This is a genomic window from Paenibacillus sp. JJ-100 (assembly GCF_948329825.1).
Taxonomy (GTDB): domain Bacteria; phylum Bacillota; class Bacilli; order Paenibacillales; family Paenibacillaceae; genus Paenibacillus.
In genome coordinates, this window is sequence record NZ_CAOJCM010000001.1 from 1,183,861 (window position 1) to 1,207,249 (window position 23,389).

Consider the following 23,389-nt stretch of genomic DNA (forward strand, 5'->3'; position numbering starts at 1 on the left):
ATCATCTATTGAATCAAACTCAATACATCAAAGGTGGGGTTATTTTGCGTACAAAAAGAAATTCAATGTGGATCATGATGATGATGCTTGTGCTGGTGCTTATCTTAAGTGCATGTGGTTCATCAACGTCGAATACAGGTCAAGCTGCTGATGACAAGACCAACGTATCATCAGGTGCAGAGGATGAGACGGTAACATACCAGTCTGATGCAGGAGAAGTACAAGTGCCGAAAAATCCAAAACGGGTTGTGGATCTGACGGCATTCTCCACAGGGTACTTTGTCGCATTGGATGTTCCAGTGGTTGGGGCAACTTCAGGTGCAATGAACAACAAGTATATCAAGGATCAGCTTACTGCACAGGGCACAACGGATCTGGGTGAACAGCCACCTACTCCAGAGCAACTTCTTGCCTTGAAGCCTGATCTGATCTTGGTGTATACAGGTACAGAAGGTACCGATAAGCTTGCACAGATTGCTCCTGTAGTTCAGATTGAGTACGGTAAACGCAATTACAAAGATTTAATGCTAGAGATGGGAAAACTTACGAACAGAGAAGATGCGGCAAAAGCATGGGTAACGAAGTGGGAATCCCAAATTAATGAAATAAAACCAAAGATCGAAGCTGCTGTCGGTGAACGTACGGTATCGATTTTGAATCCGTATGATAAAGGGTTATATGTTTTTGGACATAACTATGGCCGCGGGGGAGAGATCATCTACGGCGAGTTGGGACTGAAGGCACCTGCCAAAGCACAAGCTGAAGCGATTGACAGTGGTACAGGCTGGGCTTCCATATCCATTGAAGTGTTGCCTGATTACGCTGGGGATATTATTTTTACCAGCCCTTGGTCTGGAGACAAGAGTGATGCCAAAAAAGTTTATGAAAATAGCCTGTGGAAGAATCTGCCGGCTGTAAAAGCTAATCATGTATTTGAACTTGATCCATCCTCGGATACGTATAACGATCCGGTATCTCTGGAAGGACAGCTCCAATTCATTACAGATAGCTTACTGTCAGCTTCCAAGTGATTCTAAGACAGAATCATATGAAAAGAATATGGCGAATAAAAAGAGACTTCCACCCTTTTTTGGGTGGAAGTCTCTTTGCATGCAAGCAAATGATTTCTAGAATGAAATCAACGACTGATGTTACCTTGGCTCAGAACGCTTATGGTAAGCGCTGTTGGTTAGTCCTTTACTCGAGTCCCTTTAATCGTTTAATATCTTCCATCGGCGGGCTTCCAAACAAGCGGGAATACTCGCGGCTGAATTGCGATGCACTTTCATAACCAACCTGATAGGCAGCTTCTGATGCATCCATGGACTGAGACATTAACAGACGCCTTGCTTCTTGTAACCGTAGCTGTTTTATGAACTGAAGCGGGCTCATCGCAGTAACAGCTTTGAAATGGCGGTGGAATGAAGCCTGGCTCATATGTGCCCGTTCAGCCAGTTCTTCCATCCGAATGTGTTGATGAACATGGGTAAGGATGTATTCAATGACAGTACGTATGCGATATGTGTGTGATCCTTCCCGTGCAATTTGTTCCAATGCACTTCCTTGAGGCCCTTTGAGCACTCTATACAGAATTTCTTTTTTGATCAACGGGTACAGCATGAGTAGATCTTCTTCATTACTTTCAAGCAGCCGGACTAATCTGATTACGGCATCCATCAGTTCTGGAGAGATATCGCTGACATACATCGCTCGTTTCGTATCTTTATGCAATGGAGAAGAGACACGGATATGCTGAACGACCTCCAGGATCTCGCTAAAAGTGAATTCGAGCTTTACAGCGAGATAAGGAATGGCAGACGAAGCCTGAGTGACTTGACCACTTACAGGCAGGTCTACCGTAGCTACAATATAATTGCCTGGTCCATATCGGAAACGTTCCGGTCCCAGCAGCATTTCTTTTTCACCCTGTACAATGACACAAAAAGAGGCTTCATTCAGCCTGAAGATTGGCTCTGTAATCTTGGATTCACGAATGAGAGATAAAGAGGGGAGTCTGGTTGTACTTACACCCTCATTCACTGTGAGCAGCTGAATAAGTCTAGCAAGCTCATTTAGCTGCTGCCTAATCGGATTAGTCATAGACGAGCTCCTTTCTCTTGCTCTACGAGCTTGTTGCGTGCTCTCGGTCAGGAGCCAGTGTAATTTTATGAATGTTCTCCGTGCCGGCTTCGAGAGCCTTCTCGTAGTAACTGCGTTTATGTTCGATAACTTCCATTGTTCTTCGGAGTTCTTCCATCTGAGCCTCGACACGGGCTTTGCGTTCGGTAAACATGTTATATCTCTGCTTCAGGGTTGAGTCACCTTCAGAGCACCAAGCAATAAATTCTCTGATATCTTTGATGGGCATCCCTGTCGCTTTCAAGCATTGAATGATTTTGAGGAAATCAATATCGGAGTCTTTGAATTGTCTGGTTCCAGTTGAATCTCTTTTGACGAAAGGCATGAGACCCTCTTTGTCATAGTAGCGTAATGTATACACCGTCAGATCTAATTTCTTGGCCACTTCACTAATAGAATAAGTCATATAGGGTTTGTTCCTTTCAGTTCTGGTCAGATTGAAATAAAAAAACCGGTATGGCACAGATCGTTCATTGATGCGAGTGAATTCTATCACGGGGTGTGGAATGATGTCAAAATGACTATTTTATAAAAAAATAACCTCAAAACATTTGACCTAGAGTTAACTATAGGGCTTAAGATAAAGTGGATTCCAAATTCATGAGGAGGTTATCACATTGATTACAGCTAGAGCCAGAGCCGTGGACGGACCGGATCAAGCTTTTCGTTCCACAGAGATTAAACGCCGTGATTTGGATACCACGGATGTATTAATTGAGATCAAATTCGCTGGCATATGTCACTCGGATATTCATACAGCTCATGGTGAGTGGGGACCTGTCAATTATCCTCTTGTACCAGGTCACGAAATTGCCGGGATCGTTACTGACGTAGGCAGTGGTGTATCCAAGTACAAAGTAGGTGACCGTGTGGGTGTTGGATGTATGGTGGATTCCTGCGGTGAATGTGAGAATTGCCGTAAAGGTGAAGAGCAGTACTGTCTGAAAGGTAACATTCCCACTTATGCTGGGGTAGACAAGTATGGTGAGCCCACCCAAGGTGGATACTCTACACATATCGTTGTAACCGAAGATTTTGTTGTCCGTATTCCAGACAATATAGAACTTGATGCAGCTGCACCGTTGCTCTGTGCCGGAATTACCACGTACTCACCACTGCGCCACTGGGGTGCCGGTCCAGGTAAAAAAGTTGCTGTTGTTGGTATGGGTGGTCTGGGTCATATGGCGGTCAAAATCGCACATGCCATGGGAGCCGAAGTTACGGTTCTATCCCAATCACTAAGTAAAAAACAAGATGGTTTGCAGTTTGGTGCAGATCATTATTACGCCACAAGTGAACCCGAAACGTTTGATAGATTAGCTGGAACCTTTGATCTAATTATTAATACGGTTAGTGCCAGCATTGACATCAATGCGTATTTCTCGCTGCTCACCTTGGATGGTACACTTGTTAATGTAGGGGCTCCACCTGAACCGCTTGCTGTGAATGTGTTCTCATTAATCGGCCATCGCCGTTCTTTTGCCGGTTCTATGATTGGCGGTATTCGTGAAACACAGGAAATGTTAGATTTCTGTGCAAAACATGATATTGCACCTCGTATTGAAGTGATATCTGCAGATCAGATTGATGAAGCATACAAGCGCGTTCTCGCTTCAGATGTGAAGTATCGATTTGTTATTGATACAAGCACGATTTAAGAAGTCATAACGTAAGGATTATCCGAACATTAGTTCAATTGTTGTCATGTCATTCTCAAAAAAAGCACGTGAATATAAAGCCCTTTTTTCCGTAGAAGGAAAGAAGGGCTCTCTTGGTTTATTGAGCTATGAATTTCAGAAAACTATAACGGTTACTGAGCGCCCACAACCGCGTGAGGAATATAAGGTTCCTCCAAGTAAGTGATATCTTCTGAGGTCAGCTTCAGAGACAGTGCAGCGGTAGCGGTATCCAGATGTGTCTGCTTCGTTGCACCGATAATTGGAGCAGTCACGGTCTCTTTTTGCAGTAACCACGCAAGCGCAACATGCGTACGAGGTACCTGGTACTTTTCCGCTACTTCGGCTACCCGTTCCACGATAATACGATCAGCATCACTTGTAGCATCGTATTTGGACTTTTGTATTTCATCCGTTTCTGACCGATGAGTCGTTATCGACCAGTCTCTTGTTAATCTGCCTGAAGCGAGCGGGCTGTAAGGAGTGACACCGATTTTTTCTTCTTTGCAGAGAGGGAGCATCTCACGTTCCTCTTCACGGTAAATCAGATTCAAGTGATTCTGCATGGAGACAAACTTGGTCCAACCGTTCTTCTCGGCTACATGTAGCGCCTTCTGAAACTGCCAAGCAAACATGGCGGAGGCGCCAATATATCTTGCTTTACCGGATTTCACAACATCGTGTAGTGCTTCCATCGTTTCTTCTATAGGCGTGTTGTAATCCCATCTGTGAATGATATAGAGGTCAACATAATCGGTTTCAAGCCGTTTAAGACTCTTATCAATTTCACTCATAATTGCTTTTCGAGATAAGCCTGAACCATTCGGACCTTCATGCATCTTGCCATGAACTTTGGTTGCGATTACAACTTCATCCCGGTTAGCGTAGTCTTTTAATGCCCGTCCCAGATATTCTTCACTCGTACCGAGAGAGTAGACATTAGCTGTGTCAAAGAAGTTAATGCCAAGCTCCAGTGCACTTTTAATAATGGAACGAGAGTCTTCTTCGTTGAGAACCCACTGGTGAATCCATTTGCTGGCGTCTCCAAAGCCCATACATCCTAAACATAATCGAGATACATCGAGTCCTGTGTTTCCAAGTTTTACATATTCCATCGTGATCACATTTCCTTTCTTTTGAAAAGTACGTAGAGGTAAGATCAAATGGTTGTCCTGTGTTCTATTATGTCATGGGTTTGAAGTGAAGCTGTAGTTTAATTCAATCAAAAGATTGCCTGATCCGATCAAAACTAAAAATTGAAGGTTACTTTTTAGAAGAATCCATAGTCCTTTCGTAAGTGAAATTGTGTAATATTCTGCAAACGTATGAGGCGAATGATTATTCAAATAAATGATATCAATATTCATTATATTACACTGTATTACATTGAGAATTGCATTCAATGAGGGCCTTTGATGTTTAAAAAGTGATGATTCTTCACAATTAAACGATGTACATTCTAAGATCTGCTAATGTGGAGTTAATATTCAACTTTAGTTGAAGAACATATGACCAAGCCTTAAGTAAAATAGTATATGGTCTGTTCAATTTAGTTCGAATAAGTTCTAAATAAAATTAAAAATTAATTTTAGAATATCCCTTGATTTTTCAAGAAAGAGCTGATAGTGTAATACCTGTGATTTTGGAAAGTTGATTTATCAATATGAATTAGAGCTTTCCAGCAGATAATTTTGACCACTTCAACCATGGAGTTAAGGCCATACGGACAGCCGGGTCAAATGCCGATTGGCAACTCATGTTGCCTTATTGATTGAGTTCAAAGCTCAAATTTTATAAGTTGGTTACTTTACAACCAGTGCATCTGCACATCAACTTGTGAAACGGTCAATAAGAGTGGTAAAGGCGAATTATTTGCTATATAGACTCTGATCCAGTATTGATATACATGAAGAAGCTTTCCGCCGAAGGAGTTATTGTGGACTTTTTTGGTCATGGAGTCTTCACGTCTTTTTTATGATGTATATCGACAAGCAAGTGTGATGGTGTGCGCAAATGCGACATTTTTCACCTTGCTTTTTTTATTTTTTCGGAGTGGGTGGGCGTTGCATAATGAAACATTTCAAAGCGCTTTTGATATCGGAATTTTAGAACAAAACAAAAAATCCTAATTATGGGGATAGGAGAATGAGTACATGGGAAAAGCACTAATCATCGGCGCCGGCGGCGTCGCTTCTGTAGCAGTACACAAATGCGTTCAAAACAGCGAGGTTTTTGAAGAAATTTGTATCGCAAGCCGTACAAAATCCAAATGTGACGATCTGAAAGCAAAATTGGATGGCGGCAAAACGAAGATTTCCACAGCACAAGTGGACGCGGATAATGTTGAAGAGCTGATCGCATTGATTAATGAGTTCAAGCCAGATATCGTTATGAACCTGGCGCTGCCATATCAGGATCTTACGATCATGGATGCATGCTTGGCTACAAAAACTCACTATATGGATACAGCAAACTATGAGCCGGAAGATACGGCGAAATTTGAATATAGCTGGCAATGGGACTACAAAGAGCGTTTTGAAAAAGCAGGTATTACTGCACTGCTGGGTAGCGGATTTGACCCGGGTGTAACTGGCGTATTTTCTGCATACGCGTTGAAGCACTATTTTGACGAAATTGAATATATCGATATTCTGGACTGCAATGGTGGCGACCACGGTTACCCGTTTGCAACAAACTTCAACCCTGAGATCAACATTCGTGAAGTCTCCGCGAACGGAAGATACTGGGAGAACGGTGAATGGATCGAAACCAAGCCGATGGAAATCAAACGTGTCTACAACTTCAAAGAAGTCGGCGAAAAAGATATGTACCTGTTGTACCATGAAGAGCTGGAGTCCCTGGCGAAAAATATCCCTGGCTTGAAACGTATCCGTTTCTTTATGACTTTTGGTCAAAGCTATCTGACTCACCTGAAAGCTCTGGAAAACGTAGGCATGACTTCGATTGAGCCAATTGAGTTCGAAGGTAAACAAATCATTCCTTTGCAATTCCTGAAAGCAGTTCTGCCTGATCCAGCATCTCTTGGACCTCGTACGGTAGGTAAAACGAACATCGGTTGTATCTTCAAAGGTAAAAAAGATGGTCAAGACAAAACGTACTATGTATACAACATCTGTGATCACCAAGAGTGCTACAGAGAAGTAGGTTCCCAAGCGATCTCCTACACGACAGGTGTTCCTGCCATGATCGGTGCAGCAATGGTGATGACAGGCAAATGGAACAAACCAGGCGTATACAACGTGGAAGAGTTCGATCCGGATCCATTCATGGAAGAACTGAACAAATGGGGCCTTCCTTGGGTAGAAGACTTCAACCCAGTTCTGGTGGATGAGCTGCCAGAAGAGTCCAAGTCCAAAGAATCGGAGCTTGTTCGCTAAGATGCGATTTGAGCAATTACCGACACCCTGTTTCGTTGTTGACGAAGGTCTGATTGAAAAAAATCTGAAAATCCTGAACGGTGTAATGCAACGTACAGGTGCGAAAATCATACTCGCGCAAAAGGCATTCTCCATGACCGCGATGTATCCGCTCATTGGTGAATATCTCAGCGGTGCAACCGCGAGTGGATTGTACGAAGCTCGCCTGGGACACGAAGAGATGGGCAAAGAGAATCATGTCTTTGCTCCAGCGTATCGTGAGGAAGAGATGGATGAGATTATTTCGATCTGTGATCATATCATCTTCAACTCTTTCTCCCAACTGGCAAAATTCAAGGATAAAGCACTGCAAGCTGGTCGCAAAGTTGGCTTGCGTGTCAATCCGGAGTGCTCGACACAGGAAGGACACGAGATCTATGATCCGTGTTCTCCAGGCTCACGCTTTGGCGCCAAGCAGGAAGACTTCCGTGCAGAACTGCTCGAAGGTGTATCTGGACTGCATTTTCATACCCTGTGTCAGCAAAACTCGGACGATCTGGAAACAACACTGAATGCAGTGGTTGAGAAGTTCGGACAGTGGTTGCCACAGATGGAATGGATCAACTTCGGCGGAGGACATCATATTACCCGTGAAGATTATGATATCCCAAGACTGGAAGCATGTATTAAACGGATGCAAAATGAGTATGGTCTGGAAGTATATCTGGAGCCGGGTGAAGCAGTTGCCCTGAATGCAGGTTACTTGGTAACTTCCGTACTGGATTTCCATAAGAATGGCATAGATATCGCTATTCTGGACACTTCCGCAACTTGCCATATGCCAGATGTTCTGGAGATGCCATATCGTCCGCCGTTGATCGGATCTGGAGAAGCGGGCGAGAAAGCATATCTCTATCGACTGGGCGGCCAAACATGTCTGTCTGGTGACGTGATTGGCGATTACTCCTTCGATGAGCCTCTGAAAGAAGGTGACCGTCTTGTGTTTGAAGACATGGCGATTTACTCCATGGTCAAAACAAACACGTTCAACGGTATGCCACTGCCAGCCATTGCGGTAAAACGCAAAGATGGCGATTGTGAAATTGTGCGGGAATTCGGATATCAGGATTTCAAAATGCGTTTGGCTTAATACTGTAGTCTTAACAAAAGATATTACAGTTATTATAATAGATATGAATTCGATATAAGCATACAGTCAGATACAAGATCAGAGCTGTTCCAGGTCACAACGATGTGACTAGGAACAGCTTTTTTTGAATTTTGAGGCTCTTCTAGGTGAAGTGAAGTAAGATCTCACTGCTTTTGAGGAATAATGCTATAGAGTAGGTGGTTTGCACAGCTAATAACAGCTATTGAGAAAGAAACTCTATTGCCAAATATGTGATATTTGTTATAGACTATTTTATGTTTGTTCATTTTAATGTTGTTCAACGCTTATCTAGGGGGAAATGGAATGCATCAAAAAAAAGTGAAAAAGTCAAACCAACTTAAAGTCCTCTCCAAAGTTTTGCTGATCATTATCGGAGGATTCATTACAGCATATGGCCTGGATGCCATATTGATTCCAAATCAGGTGTCTGATGGTGGGGTTACAGGTCTGAGTATCGTAGGCTCAACTCTGTTCGGTCTTCCGCTGGGCTTGCTGATCGGATTATTGAACATCCCGTTTGTATGGCTTGGTTACAAGCAGATTGGTAAAAGCTTTGCGTTTTACTCCATCATTGGTATTACCTCACTCGCCATTAGCGCAAGTCTGATGCACCATGTGCCGACCATTATTAAAGGAGATACGCTGCTGGTTACCGTTGTAGGCGGGATCATCATCGGTTTTGGTATGGGTCTTGCTTTGCGTAACGGTGGAGCATTGGACGGGATCGATATGCTGGCCGTGTTGTTATCTCGTAAGCTACCCTTCGGAACGAGTGATTTGATTCTCTTTTTGAATATGTTTGTATTTATCATCGTTTCGACCATATTTGGTCTGCAAGGAGCGATATTGTCAGGGTTAGCCTATTTTATTGCTTCCAAAGTGATACATATTGTTGAAGAAGGATTGAGTGGATCTAAGACATTTAAAATCATTACGACACAACCCGAGATTATGGTGGAGACCATTCGTGATCGTCTTGGACGTGGTGCAACGTATACCGAAGCGTATGGAGGATACTCCAACGAGCAGTTTAAGGAAATCACATGTATAATTAACCGTTTGGAAGAAAGTAAAATTAAAGATATTATTAGCGAGATTGATCCGACAGCTTTTGTAGTTGTTTACGATGTGGCGGAAGTAAGAGGCGGCAACTTCAAGAAAAGGGATATCCACTAATAAAAGCGTTGATAAGATAATCTCTTGTCAGCGCTTTTTCCTTTCTCTGGTTGAAGAATGAGACCGTGCATAAGTGCTGCTTGCTTATGGAAAACTTATGTAGTATCAAGAAATACATGATCTATAATGAGGAGGTTAGTGTAATGACGAAGCAGGATCCGCAGGAACTACTGAAGCAAAAGCATGAACAAGACGAACACAAAAGACAGTTCACCAATTTCTCCCGTGCTGTATCCGGTCATAGTGAGATGGAGGCGGGCCAGGAATTTAGTCAGGATCATGTGACGGATGACCAAAACCGAATGAAATCGGTTGAGAATAAAAGAGCATGAATTCAGTTTAACCCTCACTGCAAGCTGATCCGGCAACGGATTAGCTTTTTTTATTTTTTATCAACTTCATCAAGCTAGTCAACAGGTTCAAAAGGCCGTATAGTATTATATGTAAAACGGAAAAAAGTATATTTCACTCGTGCCATAGCGCACACGGATAAAAATCGATATAAAAAGGATGGGGAAACATGGACTTTAAACCGGTTGCTTCTCTCATTGACCGATTAACCTCATGGAGAATTCCATGGGCAGAAGTACTTGTTATGCATCAAAATGAAATCGTTTTCCAGTATCGAAGTGGATATGAAAATGTAGAAGAGCAGACACCGATTCGAGAAGGCGCCATCTTTAATCTGTACTCTATGACTAAGATTATGACTTGTGTAGCAGCGCTACAACTAGTTGAAAAGGGGGACATATTATTACTTGATCCATTGTCTCAGTATTTGCCTGAATATGAAGATATGCAGGTGAAAAAAACACTTCCTAATGGTGAAGTTTATTATGAGAAAGCGGCAAAACCGATAACGATACGAGATCTGTTTACGATGACGGCAGGCTTTTCTTATGATATAAATGCACCGAGTATTAAGGAAGCCGTCAAGAGCACGAATGGAACGTTGCCAACAAGAGAATTGGCTCGTGCCATTGCAAAAGAACCGCTCCTATTTGAGCCAGGCACACACTGGAATTACAGTATGTGCCATGATGTACTTGGTGCGCTGGTTGAAGTCGTAAGCGGGAAGCGATTCGGTACTTATTTGCAAGATGAGATAATTAATCCACTCGGAATGCATGATACAACCTTTGATCTGAACGATGAACAGCAGTCTCGCTTGATCCCTCAATATCTCTTTGATGAAGAACAAGGGAAAGCCGTACGAATGGATGGTAACGGTTTTCGAGTGGGTACAGAACTGGAAAGTGGCGGGGCGGGTTTGTTGTCTACTGTAGATGATTACGCTAAATTTCTAAATGCGCTGACTGGTTATGGTACAAGTCCCGAAGGCGTGCGCATCTTATCTCGTGCTTCCGTCGAGTTGATGAGAACGGATCATCTGAACGATATGACACGTCCTGATTTCTCGTGGGATCATATGTATGGATACGGATATGGTCTTGGGGTTCGTACACACATTTCCAAGGCGCGCAGTGGATCACTAAGTCCAATTGGAGAATTTGGATGGAGCGGAGCAGCAGGATGTATGGCTATTATAGACCCGGATTCCAGACTCACCGTGATGTATGCACAGCATCTACTTAATAGTCAGGAGCACTATGTGCAGCGGCGTTTGCGGAATACCCTGTATTCTTGTTTGTAACCTAAACAAAATCAATTGAGGATGGATGCTTCTGTATTCATGTGTTCACATGTGATCTGATGAATTCATAGAAAAAGCCGCTAATTCGCGGCTTTTTTTCTTTGTAGTGAACTTACTCGGTTCACCAAGTATATACCTATGGATACGAATACTAATGCTACAAGGTTCTTTAATTCCCATATCGTTTCTCCAAGAAACAATGCAGATAAGAAAGCACCAAAGATCGGTATTAAAAAGTTATAGACCGATACTTTACCTACTTTGTTGTATTTCAGTAAAAGATTCCATAAGCAGAAAGCGACCGATGACAATAAAGCTAGATATACGAGATTCAATGTGGATTCCCATGTAAAATGGGTAACCTCTCCTCCAAGTGATAAGCCCAGTATGGTCAGTACAATTCCGCCAACGAGAAGACTGACACCTGTGATCATCATGACATCGATCGTAGCTGTTAATCGTTTTGCATATATAGCTGTGATCGAGAAGACCAGTGCAGCAATAATGATAAAACCTTCACCTGTCAAAGCGAAAGAGAACGTAAGCAAGTCGGTATGAAAGTTTACAATAATCACACCGATGAAACCGAGCACACAACCAACGATTTTGTTAGGGCTTAATTTATCATTTTTATAGATGAAATGCGCCAATACAACGCTGAAAAATGTCGTAGTTGCATTCATGATAGAGCCTTTCACACCGGTTGTATTGGCTACTCCTACGTAGAAAAACATATATTGCAATCCCGTTTGAAGTATTCCAAGTGCACTCAAGCTGGCCCATTCACGTCCGCTCAGTTTGAATTTACGTTTGAAAGCAAACCTGTATAAAGCCAAAAGCAACAATCCGGCCAAGCTGAATCGATATCCGGCAAAAACGTATTTTGAAGCAATATCTTCGGGTAGAATATTAAAAGCTATATATCCAAGTTTGATGGAAGGGTAAGCACTACCCCATAACAGGCAACACAGCGCTGCAATCAACATTACGATCAATGGATCATTCCATCGTGACGGTTGTTCAGTCTTTCCCTTTTGGTTCATAGCTCCTGTTTGCAATACTGGCTTAGGAATGTGACTATGAACCCGTTTATTTCTTTCGATCACGCTAAATCTTCTCCTCGCTTGTTCTGCACATCGATATGTACTGATCTAATATAACGTCTGTATAGACCATATCATAAAATTCATGAATTGTGTGTTTAGAAAAATTGCATTGGCTTCTTCTTATTACAGACAGAGCCAGTAGTTTGAGAAAAAGGTTTAAGTGACTTCCCACATTTTCCAATTAAATATGACTTGTCAAACGGAATAGAATATGATAATTTATGTGTGTAACCGGTTACACATAAGGAGATCATATCAATGACAACGATTAAAGATGTAGCGAATTTGGCCGGTGTTTCCGTGGCTACCGTGTCCAGAGTGATAAATGACAGGGGTTATGTGCATGCTGACACTCGCAAAAAAGTTGAAGATGCAGTGAAGGCACTCCACTTTTCTCCGAATGAAGTAGCTCGATCACTCTATACACGCAAGTCAAAACTGATTGGACTATTGTTGCCCGACATTGCGAATCCCTATTTTCCTCAGCTCGCTCGAGGTGTAGAGGATCAGATGCAGGAGCAGGACTATAGATTAATATTTGGAAATAGCGATGAGGATGAACGGAAGGAGCAGGATTACATTCAGACGTTTATCCAGAATAACGTGGTGGGTGTGATCTCCTCCACGAACTATCCTCACTCTTCAATATATGAAAAGCTGAAAATTCCTGTCGTATTTCTAGACAGAACTTCACTGGATCGACCTTCGGTATATGCAGATGGCAGAGAAGGCGGCAGATTGGCTGCCAAGGAAATGATTGAACGTGGCAGTAAACGTATTACCGTTATGCAAGGGCCGTCTCACATTCGGCCGGCACAAGACCGGTTTGAAGGTGCAATCGAAGTTATCCGTGAAGCTGGGCTGGCTTATGAGATCATTCAAACAACCTCATTTTCCTTTAATGAGGCGGGTGTATGGGCGGAAGAGCTGTTCAGAAAATATCCAGATACAGATGGCGTGATAGCCAGCAATGACATCGCGGCAATGGCAGTACTGCATGAAGCTTATCGGATTGGAAAAAGTGTTCCTCATGACGTACAAGTCATTGGCTTTGACGATATTCCGATGAGTGGATTATTATCACCCGCACTGTCTACCATTCATCAGCCAGCATATGAAATGGGGAGAGAAGCAGCAGGATTACTTATTCAATTAGTTGAGCAGAGTAACATAAATCAAAGGAATATTCAGTTACCCGTATCCTTTGTCGAACGGGGAACAACAAGAAAGGTGAGAATAAATGGCTAACATATGTGTAATTGGCAGCAGTTCAATGGATTTGGTCGTGACCTCTTCCAGAAGACCAGGCGCCGGAGAAACCGTCCTTGGCGAAAGCTTCAAAACAGTACCTGGTGGAAAAGGTGCTAATCAGGCCGTGGCAGCGGCTCGGTTAGGAGCCGAAGTCGTAATGATCGGCCGAGTGGGGGACGATACATTTGGCACAGATATTTTAGAAAACTTTAGGTCCAATCGTGTAAATACAAGCAATGTGAAACCGGTTACACATTCCGAAAGTGGTACGGCTCATATCATATTGGCTGAGGGTGATAATAGTATTGTGGTAGTCGAAGCGGCCAATCGTGAAGTGACGCCTGCTTATGTGGATGAAGCAGCTGATGCGATTCGTGATGCAGATATCGTATTAATTCAGCAGGAGATTCCTGAAGAAACAGTTGTACATGTCAGCCGGCTGTGTGCCAAATACAAAACGCCACTGTTACTCAATCCTGCTCCAGCAAGAGCGGTCCCGCAAGAAGTAATTGACAATGCATCTTACATGACTCCGAATGAGCATGAAGCTGAAATTCTGTTCAATGGCATGAAGCCTGCGGAAGCTTTACGTCAACATCCGAACAAGCTGTTTATTACAGAAGGTAGTAAAGGGGTCCGGTATTTCGACGGGAAGGAAGAGGTGCTTGTTCCAACCTATAAAGTCGAAGCTGTAGATACAACGGGAGCTGGTGACACGTTTAATGCAGCATTTGCAGTAGCTCTTGCTGAAGGCAAATCCATTCAGGACAGTGTGCGTTTTGCCAATCGGGCGGCGTCGTTGTCCGTAACCAAGTTTGGTGCACAAGGCGGCATGCCAACACGGGATGAAGTCGAAAAGAATCTCTAAAAAAGAGTAGTAGGAAGTCTGCTCGATGTAATAAAGGGATAAAGGTTAAAAAGGTAAAGGGGAATTTCAAATGAAGAGAAACGGCATCTTGAACAGTCACATTTCTAAATTATTATCCGATCTCGGTCACACAGATCAAATTGCTATTGCGGATGCGGGCTTGCCCGTTCCCGATGGAGTGGTCAAGATTGATCTGGCACTCAAGTTCGGCACACCAAGCTTCAGTGAAGTGCTGGACGTTATTGCGGAAGATATGGTCATCGAAAAAGTGATCATAGCGAGTGAGATTCATGAAGGCAATCCGCAGACATTTGCTTACTTGAAAGAGAAGTTTGCTGCCGAGATCATCGACGACAGTCAGAATCATGAACATTTCAAAGCTTTAACCCGACAGGTGAAGGCCGTTATTCGTACAGGCGAGTCTACGCCGTATGCCAATTGTATTTTACAATCGGGAGTTCATTTCGGTTAATAAGGAGGCTGCACCATGCACATTCAGATGCATAACATCCATAAAGCGTTTGGTACGAACCAAGTGTTAAGCGGTGTGGAGTTTGAACTTAAAGAAGGCGAGGTTCATGCCCTGATGGGTGAGAATGGCGCTGGAAAATCAACGCTGATGAACATTCTGATTGGTCTCCATCAACGAGATCAGGGAACGATTAAGATAGACGGCAAGGAGACGTATTTTGATAGCCCGAAAGAAGCGGAGCAGCTTGGACTTACGTTTATTCACCAAGAACTGAATGTCTGGCCGGAGATGACGGTGCTGGATAACCTGTTCATTGGCAAGGAGATATCCTCTTCAATCGGTTTGCTGAATACGAAACAAATGAAAGCGCTTGCCAGTGAGCAGTTCGCAAAACTGTCAGTGGATATTCCGCTGGAACGTCCCGCAGGAGAATGTTCTGTCGGACAGCAGCAGATGATTGAAATCGCCAAAGCGCTCATGACCGATGCCAAAGTCATTATCATGGACGAGCCAACTGCTGCTTTGACCGAACGTGAGATTCAGAAATTATTCGGTGTCATTCGCTCTTTGCAGAAGAACGGTGTCTCCATTGTGTACATTTCGCACCGCATGGAAGAGATATTCACGATCTGTGATCGCATTACGATTATGCGAGATGGGCGAACGGTGGATACCAAAGCAATCCCTGAAACTAACTTTGATGAAGTAGTTCGCAAGATGGTTGGACGCGAGCTCACCGAGCGTTATCCATCTCGCAATCCTAAGTATGGTGAAATCGTACTTGAAGTACGGGAAGCGAATCGTAAGGGATGGTTTGAAAATGTCAGCTTTGATGTAAAAGCCGGTGAAGTACTCGGATTTTCGGGCCTGATGGGATCAGGACGCACAGAGATCATGAGAGCGATCTTTGGCTTGGATCGATTGGACAGCGGAGAGGTCAAGATCCGTGGTAAAAAAGTAAATATTAATAAACCAGCGGATGCGGTGAAACACGGCATTGGTTTTATCACGGAAGACCGGAAGGATGAAGGGCTGGTGCTCGATTTTTCCATCCGTGAAAATATGGCTCTGACGAATCTGTTCAGCTTCTCAAGTAAAGGTTTTATCTCGAATGCGAAAGAACAGGAATTTGTGGATACGCTCATCAAACGATTGCAGATCAAAACCCAATCCTCCGAGACAGCAGCTCGCAACTTGTCCGGGGGGAACCAGCAGAAGGTTGTCATCGCCAAATGGGTAGGTATTGGTCCAAGCGTTCTCATTCTGGACGAACCCACACGAGGTGTGGACGTAGGTGCGAAGCGAGAAATATATCAGCTCATGAATGAACTGACTGACCGCGGTGTGGCGATTATTATGGTTTCGTCCGAACTACCTGAAGTACTTGGAATGAGTGACCGTATTGCGGTTGTACATGAAGGCCACATTACCGGCATAGTGCCGAAAGAAGAAGCGACCCAGGAACACATTATGACTTTAGCTACAGGGGGACAGTAACATGACAACGATGCAGGAAAATAAAACAGCCAGAAGCGGATTCCGTTTGTCAGGCATAACTCAGAAACTTGGACCATTACTCGGATTAATCATCCTGATTGCTATTGTTTCAGTTCTCAATCCCAGCTTCTTGGAACCGCTTAATATTCTGAACCTGCTGCGCCAGGTTTCCATTAATGCCTTGATTGCGTTTGGGATGACGTTTGTTATTCTCACTGGTGGTATTGACCTATCGGTTGGTTCTATTCTCGCGCTATCTAGTGCTTTTGTAGCCAATATGATGTTATCTGGTCTAGATCCGATTCTGTCGATCATTATTGGGGTTGCACTCGGAGGAGTTATGGGTATGGTGAATGGTCTCATGATTACCAAGGGGAACATGGCGCCATTTATCGCCACCTTGGCAACAATGACCATTTTCAGAGGTTTAACGCTAGTGTATACCAATGGTAATCCAATCACTGGTCTGGGTGACAGTCTGCTGTTCCAACTATTTGGACGTGGATACCTGTTCGGCATTCCGGTTCCAGCAATTACGATGCTGATTACGTTTGTAATTCTGTGGATCATTTTGCATAAAACGGCCTTCGGCCGCAAAACGTACGCCATCGGCGGTAATGAAAAAGCTTCAATTATTTCGGGAATCAAAGTATCCCGTGTCAAAATTATGATCTACTCCCTTGCAGGTATGCTGGCTGCGCTGGCTGGTGCCATTCTGACATCCCGTCTGAATTCCGCTCAACCGACAGCAGGTACTTCGTATGAGCTGGATGCCATCGCAGCCGTAGTATTAGGTGGAACAAGCCTTTCGGGCGGTCGGGGACGCATTGTAGGTACATTGATTGGTGTGCTAATCATTGGTGTACTGAATAACGGTCTGAACTTGCTAGGTGTGAACTCCTTCTACCAGATGGTTGTTAAGGGTGTCGTCATTGCTATCGCTGTCCTGCTGGACCGCAAGAAAACAGCTTAAGGGAGAGAAGACAACATGAAAAAATGGACATTAACGTTTGTAAGTATAATGCTCATCACCGTTCTCGCTGGATGTTCACTGGAACCACCAGGGTGGGCCAAACCGAGTGCTTCCGGCAACAAAGAGCAGAAAAAAATTGGTTTGTCGATCTCTACACTGAATAATCCGTTTTTCGTATCATTGAAAGATGGCGTTGTAGCAGAGGCACAAAAACAGGGCATACAGGTTGTGGTGGTTGATGCGCAGAACGATTCTGCGAAACAGACCAATGATGTGGACGACTTGATCCAGCAAGGTGTTGATGCTTTGCTAATCAATCCGGCTGATTCTGCGGCAATCTCTACAGCCGTTCAATCCGCTAATAGTGTAGGCATTCCGGTGATTACGCTGGATCGTTCTGCTGATAAAGGTGAAGTTGCTGCTCTCGTAGCTTCCGATAATGCGAAGGGTGGACAGATGGCTGCGGCGTATATCGTGGAGCAGCTTGGCGAAGGTGCTAAGGTCATTGAGCTTGAAGGTGTACCGGGTGCTTCCGCAACAAGGGAACGCGGTAAAGGATTTCACGAGATTGCTGATCAGAAGCTCGATGTCATTGCCAAACAATCCGCTGATTTTGACCGTTCCAAAGGTCTGAATGTCATGGAGAACTTGTTGCAAGGAAACCCGGAAGTACAAGCGGTGTTTGCCCATAATGACGAGATGGCACTGGGTGCCATTGAAGCAATCCAAAGCTCAGGTAAAGATATCCCTGTTATTGGATTCGACGGCAATGATGATGCCATTAAATCGATCCAGGATGGTAAACTGACAGCAACTGTAGCTCAACAACCTCAGTTGATTGGACAGCTTGCACTGCAAGCAGCACTTGATGTGTTGAGCGGCGAACAAGTAGAGAAATCCATTCCGGCTGAATTGAAACTGGTAACGAAAGATAATGTGAATCAATAATTCAATATTTAAAAGGTAAGACACGAATCCCGCTCTGGCTGAAAAAGCCGGAACGGGATTTTTTATCGTGGTCTTCATAGTTGATTGAACTCGAAATCAGACTCGTACCTTACTTCAATTGTGTATTACATCGTTTTGGACTGCACAAAAATCATATCTTTGGATATACATATTCAGTCCATAGATTGTTATACTGTCATTCAAATGGTGACTAGAAAGGGGGATCCTTGCTTGGATCATCCAGTTGAAGAAAATTTGAAGATGGTTAGAAAACAAATGGCATTGGCTTGCAAGACTTCTGGACGAAATGTTAACGATGTAAAGCTGCTTTTAGCCACGAAAACGGTACCGCTTGAGAAGTTACAGGTCGCTGTGCAGGCAGGTGAACAGCTGTTTGGAGAAAACAAGGTGCAGGAACTGCGAGATAAATATCCTCTTTTGGAGCAGTCCAAAACGGTGGAATGGCATTTTATCGGACACCTGCAGACGAATAAAGTAAAGGAGGTTGTTAAGTATGTGACACTGATTCATTCGGTGGATCGTCTGAAGCTAGGGCAGGTCTTACATGATCAGCTTGTAAAAGAACAGCGGACCATGGACATTCTCGTACAAATTAATACGTCCTATGAGGAAAGTAAATTCGGAGCTTCTCCAGAGGATGCAGTGGAGCTTGTTGAACAATTATCTCTCTTTGAAACACTCCATGTAAAAGGACTAATGACGATTGGGAAACTGCATGCATCAACGGATGAGACCCGTCAATGTTTTCGGTTGTTGAAACAGCTCAGCATACAGATCAGGGAGAGAAACATCCCACGCGTCGAAATGGAAATGTTATCGATGGGCATGTCTGGTGATTTCAGTATGGCGATTGAAGAGGGAGCGACCATCGTTCGTGTGGGAACTAATGTATTTGGCCCACGTTATGTACCCGATGAATACTACTGGAACGAACATACAAAGATAGAAGATTAGTTGAGGGGCAGGGGTTTACATTGGAAAAAACATCTCATAGAATTAGCGGGCGCGATTTGATATCGCCAGTGACCGCTGCTTTAATTTCTGTAATTGTCAATTATGGAGGGACCTTCATTCTTGTGTTTCAAGCGGCCAAAGCAGCAGGGTTAAGCCCGGAAATGACTGCTTCCTGGATATGGTCCATTTCGATTGGGGTCGGGATCACAGGAATTTGGCTTAGTTATCGCTTCAAAGAACCTATCATTACAGCATGGTCTACTCCAGCTGCAGCCTTCCTTGTCTCTATGCTCGCTGTAACTCCTTATTCTGAAGCCGTAGGTGCTTATATGATATCTGCCGTTGGTTTTGTCATTCTGGGCATGTCTGGCTTGTTCGAACGGTTCGTCCGATTAATCCCGCCTGGGATCGCTTCTGGTTTACTTGCAGGCATTTTACTTCAGTTTGGTATCTCGGCATTTGAAGGGGCCAAGGTCGAACCTGTACTTGTGATTCTGTTGTTCACCGCCTATATCGTGTTAAAACGGTTTACATCTCGCTATGCAATCGTTGGTATATTGATTCTCGGCCTGATCTACCTGGTGATCATGGGGAAAACCGATTTCAGCTCCATTCAGCTCACGGTCGCTTTGCCTGTATTCACAGCGCCCGAATTTTCAATTCAGGCGCTGCTCGGTGTGGCCCTGCCGTTATTTATTATTACGCTGACGGGGCAGTACATGCCAGGTATGCTGGTTCTTCGCAACGATGGTTTTCGAACGAGTGCCAACCCTATATTAACGGTAACCGGACTGGGTTCACTTATCGCTGCACTATTCGGCTCACATGCATTTAACGTGGCAGCCATTACCGCAGCCATATGCACAGGGAAAGATTCGCATGAAGATGCATCCAAGCGTTATATTGCGGGCATTGCCTGCGGAGTCTTCTACATAACTGTCGGAATTTTTGGCGTAACCTTAGCGGCATTATTTTTAATTCTTCCAGCAGCTTTTATCGCCACCTTAGCAGGGCTGGCTTTACTTGGAACGATCGGCGGCAGCCTGGCTAACGCTCTGGCAGACCCGAATGGACGGGAGACGGCATTAATTACATTTTTAGCAACAGCGGCTAATGTAACTTTGTTTGGTATCGGCGGTGCATTTTGGGGACTTGTGGCTGGAGTCATGGCGCATCTTCTAATTCATCATAAATTTGCCAAAAAACAACTTGGAACGAATGGTTAAGAAACCAGGAAGGGATGATGATCAGGATGTTAAAGCATATAGAGAATCAAGATAAAACTGTGGCAGCAGCAGCCCGTAACGAGCTTGCAAGACAGCGGGATACAATAGAACTGATTGCTTCAGAGAATTTTGTGAGTCAAGCCGTAATGGAGGCAACGGCCAGCGTATTAACCAACAAATATGCAGAGGGTTATTCGGGCAGAAGATATTATGGTGGTTGCGAGCATGTTGATACGGTAGAGGATATTGCTAATCATCGCCTGAAACAAATATTTGGTGCTGAACATGTGAATGTGCAGCCGCATTCCGGTTCACAGGCGAATATGGCTGTATATCTTGCCTCAGCCCAGATGGGGGATACGATTCTTGGGATGAATCTTGCTCATGGAGGTCATCTGACACATGGAAGTCTTGTTAATTTTTCAGGAAGATTTTATCACTTTGTTCCCTATGGTGTCGATCCAGAAACAGGTCTTATTGACTTTGACGAAGTTCGAAAACTGGCTCACAAACATCGTCCACGAATGATCGTTGCAGGCGGAAGTGCATACCCGAGGCGCATTGAATTTGAGCTTTTTGCTCAAATTGCTTCTGAAGTAGGGGCTTTGCTGTTTGTTGATATGGCACACATCGCGGGAATTGTTGCAGCAGGATTACACCCTAACCCTGTACCGCATGCACATATTGTATCAACCACGACACACAAGACGCTGCGAGGTCCACGTGGAGGTGCTATTTTGTGTAAAGAATCCTGGGCACAGACTATTGATAAAGCTGTTTTTCCGGGAACGCAGGGTGGGCCATTTATGCACATTATTGCGGGGAAAGCAGTCGCTTTTGGGGAAGCAATGCAATCTGATTTCACTGTTTATATGAGAAACGTTCTTAATAATGCCAAAGTAATGGCGGACACGCTAATAAATGAAGGGCTTTCTCTAGTTTCTGGAGGGACCGATAATCATCTCATTCTTGTTGATCTGCGCAACGTTGGCCTTACGGGTAAAGACGCTCAGATTATGCTGGATGAAGCAGGCATCACAGCAAATAAAAATTCGATTCCTCATGATACAGCAAGTCCATTAGTTACAAGCGGTATTCGGTTTGGAACTCCTGCTATGACAACCAGAGGACTTGGTGCCGGGGAGATGAAAGAAATTGCCGAGCTGATCGCACTTGCTTTTAAAAATCCAGCGAACACTACAGTAAGGCAGCACATATCAGGTTGTGTGCGCGAGATTACATCACGATTTCCTCTGTACGAAGCAGGGACATCGTTCACCTCATAAATAGATACAGCCCGTCTGCAATCTTCTTCGCGATTTTGCATTGCCGGCGGGCTCTATTCCATTATTATAATACGGTTCGGGCAAATCGGGAGATGCCTTCTTCGATTCGTTCCTCATCTACTTTTGCAAAACCTAATACCCACCCCTTACGATCACTTTCCAGACAGTATCTACTCAGCGGATAAACACAGACACCCTGTCTGCGTGCGGCAGAGGTTATGGCTGCTTCATCACATGACGCATCTGCTTCAAGAAGCATATGTAATCCCGTTTCTACTCCGCTTAATCTAAAACGCGAACTAAGACCGGAAGAATGGATGGCTCTGGTCATGACCTCATGTCTACGGCGATAAATGTTACGAACCCTTCTCATATGGCGCATAAATTGCCCCCGCTCAATAAAATGATTCAGCGTTAGCTGCTCCATTATGGGAAGATGGCGATAGGTCAATTCATGAACCTGTGTAAGCCGATCCATGGCTGCTTTTGGGCCTATAATCGCGGACAACCGAATACCTGGTGCGATCATTTTGGAAAAGCTCATCATATAAAGCGTATTCTGGGGCAGGTGACTGAACAGGGTTGGAAGCGGATCTCCACGGTATCTGAATTCACTGTCGTAATCGTCCTCAATGATCCACATTCCTCGTTGTCCTGCCAACGTCATTAATTGCTGCCTGCGCGGCTCTGACATAATAACACCAGCGGCGCATTGATGCGAAGGGGTGACAAATACAAGCTTTGCTTGAGAGTGAATCTGTTCTACACACAGTCCGTGCTCATCTACGGGTACGGCATCCACCTGCATTCGTCTGTATTGCATCGTTGTCCAAGCGGCAGGAAAACCGGGGTCCTCCACAGATACTCTGTCTCCTTCAGTCAGAAGTGCCTGAGCAATCAAATCAATGCTGTGCTGTGCACCTGAAGTTAACAAAATCTGATCAACGTCAATATGAATGCCTCGTTCCAGTGATAAATAACGCTGAATCTGCTCGCGTAACGGCAGAAAGCCTCTGGCATCGCCATAAGACCAAATATCAAGATTGGGCTCAGCGGACACTTGCAAAAATGATTTTCTCCAGGATTGCGTGAACGTTTCATCGATGTAAGGCTCGTGCGGGTTGAAATCAATGTCCACCTGCATTGTATCATGATCTCCAAACCAACTCTGCAGTTTGGCAATGGATTCGTGTACTAAAGGCAGTACGGGAGGCACAGGCCCGGACTGCGGCTCCTCTTCTAAAGAACGGAGCACTTGGATCGAGCTACTGACTCTGGTTCCACCGCGACGTGAAGTTACTGTATAACCCCGGCTGAATAATTCTTCGTAAACGATCTGAATTGTGGATCGTGAAACACCGATTCGCCCGGCTAACTCACGTGACGGAAGCAGCAGTTCACCTGGAGGCCAGTTCCCAGTTGTAATGTTGTGAATAGCCTGGTCAAGCAGCTGCTGCCAGATCGGACGGTCATCATTTCGGTTCACTTTTAACATCATAACAACTCCGTTGTTGTTGAAATTATGGATTGCATATTACTTGAACATGATAAAAATTCGGGCCTTCCATTGTAGGGAATATTATCATGACAATGG

Annotated in this window: 21 protein-coding genes; 16 read left to right on the plus strand and 5 right to left on the minus strand. The window is 44.2% G+C overall.

Annotated features, from left to right (window positions below; all coding sequences use genetic code 11):
* The first annotated feature begins 44 nt into the window (after positions 1-44).
* Positions 45-1,031, plus strand: coding sequence for an iron-hydroxamate ABC transporter substrate-binding protein (locus PQG66_RS05590; RefSeq protein ID WP_272035971.1), 987 nt, complete (start codon positions 45-47; stop codon positions 1,029-1,031).
* Between the two features lie 166 nt (positions 1,032-1,197).
* Here PQG66_RS05590 and PQG66_RS05595 read toward each other — a convergent pair whose 3' ends face one another.
* Together PQG66_RS05595 and PQG66_RS05600 are read right to left on the minus strand one after the other, a co-directional pair.
* Entirely contained in the window at positions 1,198-2,100 is a 903-nt protein-coding gene (locus PQG66_RS05595) for an AraC family transcriptional regulator (RefSeq protein ID WP_272035973.1), read from the minus strand.
* Between the two features lie 22 nt (positions 2,101-2,122).
* Positions 2,123-2,545: a MerR family transcriptional regulator gene (locus PQG66_RS05600; RefSeq protein WP_272035975.1), complete on the minus strand. Its 423-nt coding sequence runs from the start codon at positions 2,543-2,545 to the stop codon at positions 2,123-2,125.
* 211 nt (positions 2,546-2,756) lie between these two features.
* Here PQG66_RS05600 and PQG66_RS05605 point away from each other — a divergent pair, with 211 nt between their 5' ends.
* Positions 2,757-3,797, plus strand: coding sequence for an NAD(P)-dependent alcohol dehydrogenase (locus PQG66_RS05605; RefSeq protein ID WP_272035977.1), 1,041 nt, complete (start codon positions 2,757-2,759; stop codon positions 3,795-3,797).
* A 152-nt stretch (positions 3,798-3,949) separates the two neighbouring features.
* On the opposite strand, the gene PQG66_RS05610 is transcribed toward PQG66_RS05605, so the two are convergent.
* Positions 3,950-4,930, minus strand: a complete 981-nt coding sequence (locus PQG66_RS05610; RefSeq protein ID WP_272035979.1) for an aldo/keto reductase — start codon at positions 4,928-4,930, stop codon at positions 3,950-3,952.
* Positions 4,931-5,968: 1,038 nt separating this feature from the next.
* Here PQG66_RS05610 and PQG66_RS05615 point away from each other — a divergent pair.
* The 5 genes from PQG66_RS05615 to PQG66_RS05635 all read left to right on the plus strand — a co-directional run bounded on the left by PQG66_RS05615 (position 5,969) and on the right by PQG66_RS05635 (position 11,193).
* Positions 5,969-7,213, plus strand: coding sequence for a saccharopine dehydrogenase family protein (locus tag PQG66_RS05615; RefSeq protein WP_272035981.1), 1,245 nt, complete (start codon positions 5,969-5,971; stop codon positions 7,211-7,213).
* A 1-nt stretch (position 7,214) separates the two neighbouring features.
* Entirely contained in the window at positions 7,215-8,342 is a 1,128-nt protein-coding gene (gene nspC, locus PQG66_RS05620) for a carboxynorspermidine decarboxylase (RefSeq protein WP_272035983.1), read from the plus strand.
* A gap of 324 nt (positions 8,343-8,666) precedes the next feature.
* Entirely contained in the window at positions 8,667-9,539 is an 873-nt protein-coding gene (locus tag PQG66_RS05625) for a YitT family protein (protein ID WP_272035985.1), read from the plus strand.
* A gap of 143 nt (positions 9,540-9,682) precedes the next feature.
* Complete coding sequence (locus tag PQG66_RS05630; RefSeq protein ID WP_272035988.1) at positions 9,683-9,871, plus strand: hypothetical protein; 189 nt, start codon at positions 9,683-9,685, stop codon at positions 9,869-9,871.
* Between the two features lie 188 nt (positions 9,872-10,059).
* Positions 10,060-11,193, plus strand: coding sequence for a serine hydrolase domain-containing protein (locus tag PQG66_RS05635; RefSeq protein ID WP_272035990.1), 1,134 nt, complete (start codon positions 10,060-10,062; stop codon positions 11,191-11,193).
* Positions 11,194-11,273: 80 nt separating this feature from the next.
* On the opposite strand, the gene PQG66_RS05640 is transcribed toward PQG66_RS05635, so the two are convergent.
* Positions 11,274-12,299 (minus strand): DMT family transporter, encoded by a 1,026-nt coding sequence (locus PQG66_RS05640; RefSeq protein ID WP_272035992.1) that lies wholly within the window; start codon positions 12,297-12,299, stop codon positions 11,274-11,276.
* A gap of 258 nt (positions 12,300-12,557) precedes the next feature.
* Between PQG66_RS05640 and PQG66_RS05645 the strand changes: the two genes are divergently transcribed.
* From PQG66_RS05645 to glyA, 9 genes are all read left to right on the plus strand, one after another.
* On the plus strand, positions 12,558-13,547 hold the full coding sequence (locus PQG66_RS05645; protein WP_272035993.1) for a LacI family DNA-binding transcriptional regulator: 990 nt from the start codon (positions 12,558-12,560) through the stop codon (positions 13,545-13,547).
* On the plus strand, positions 13,540-14,418 hold the full coding sequence (gene rbsK, locus PQG66_RS05650; protein WP_272035995.1) for a ribokinase: 879 nt from the start codon (positions 13,540-13,542) through the stop codon (positions 14,416-14,418). Before PQG66_RS05645 ends, rbsK begins: the two co-directional genes overlap by 8 nt.
* A 70-nt stretch (positions 14,419-14,488) precedes the next feature.
* Positions 14,489-14,890, plus strand: coding sequence for a D-ribose pyranase (gene rbsD / locus PQG66_RS05655; protein WP_272035997.1), 402 nt, complete (start codon positions 14,489-14,491; stop codon positions 14,888-14,890).
* 15 nt (positions 14,891-14,905) lie between these two features.
* Positions 14,906-16,387, plus strand: coding sequence for a sugar ABC transporter ATP-binding protein (locus tag PQG66_RS05660; protein WP_272035999.1), 1,482 nt, complete (start codon positions 14,906-14,908; stop codon positions 16,385-16,387).
* A 10-nt stretch (positions 16,388-16,397) separates the two neighbouring features.
* A complete protein-coding gene (locus PQG66_RS05665; protein WP_442955037.1) occupies positions 16,398-17,360 on the plus strand; it encodes an ABC transporter permease subunit in 963 nt (320 codons plus the stop codon).
* 15 nt (positions 17,361-17,375) lie between these two features.
* Positions 17,376-18,308, plus strand: coding sequence for a ribose ABC transporter substrate-binding protein RbsB (gene rbsB, locus PQG66_RS05670; RefSeq protein ID WP_272036003.1), 933 nt, complete (start codon positions 17,376-17,378; stop codon positions 18,306-18,308).
* A gap of 231 nt (positions 18,309-18,539) precedes the next feature.
* Positions 18,540-19,283, plus strand: a complete 744-nt coding sequence (locus PQG66_RS05675) for a YggS family pyridoxal phosphate-dependent enzyme (RefSeq protein WP_272036004.1) — start codon at positions 18,540-18,542, stop codon at positions 19,281-19,283.
* A gap of 20 nt (positions 19,284-19,303) precedes the next feature.
* Entirely contained in the window at positions 19,304-20,509 is a 1,206-nt protein-coding gene (locus tag PQG66_RS05680; RefSeq protein WP_272036006.1) for a benzoate/H(+) symporter BenE family transporter, read from the plus strand.
* Between the two features lie 26 nt (positions 20,510-20,535).
* Positions 20,536-21,795, plus strand: a complete 1,260-nt coding sequence (gene glyA / locus PQG66_RS05685) for a serine hydroxymethyltransferase (protein WP_272036008.1) — start codon at positions 20,536-20,538, stop codon at positions 21,793-21,795.
* 64 nt (positions 21,796-21,859) lie between these two features.
* Here glyA and pdxR read toward each other — a convergent pair whose 3' ends face one another.
* Positions 21,860-23,290 carry a MocR-like pyridoxine biosynthesis transcription factor PdxR gene (gene pdxR / locus PQG66_RS05690; protein ID WP_272036507.1) on the minus strand — a complete coding sequence of 477 codons (1,431 nt, stop codon included), beginning with the start codon at positions 23,288-23,290 and terminating at the stop codon, positions 21,860-21,862.
* Positions 23,291-23,389: the final 99 nt, after the last annotated feature.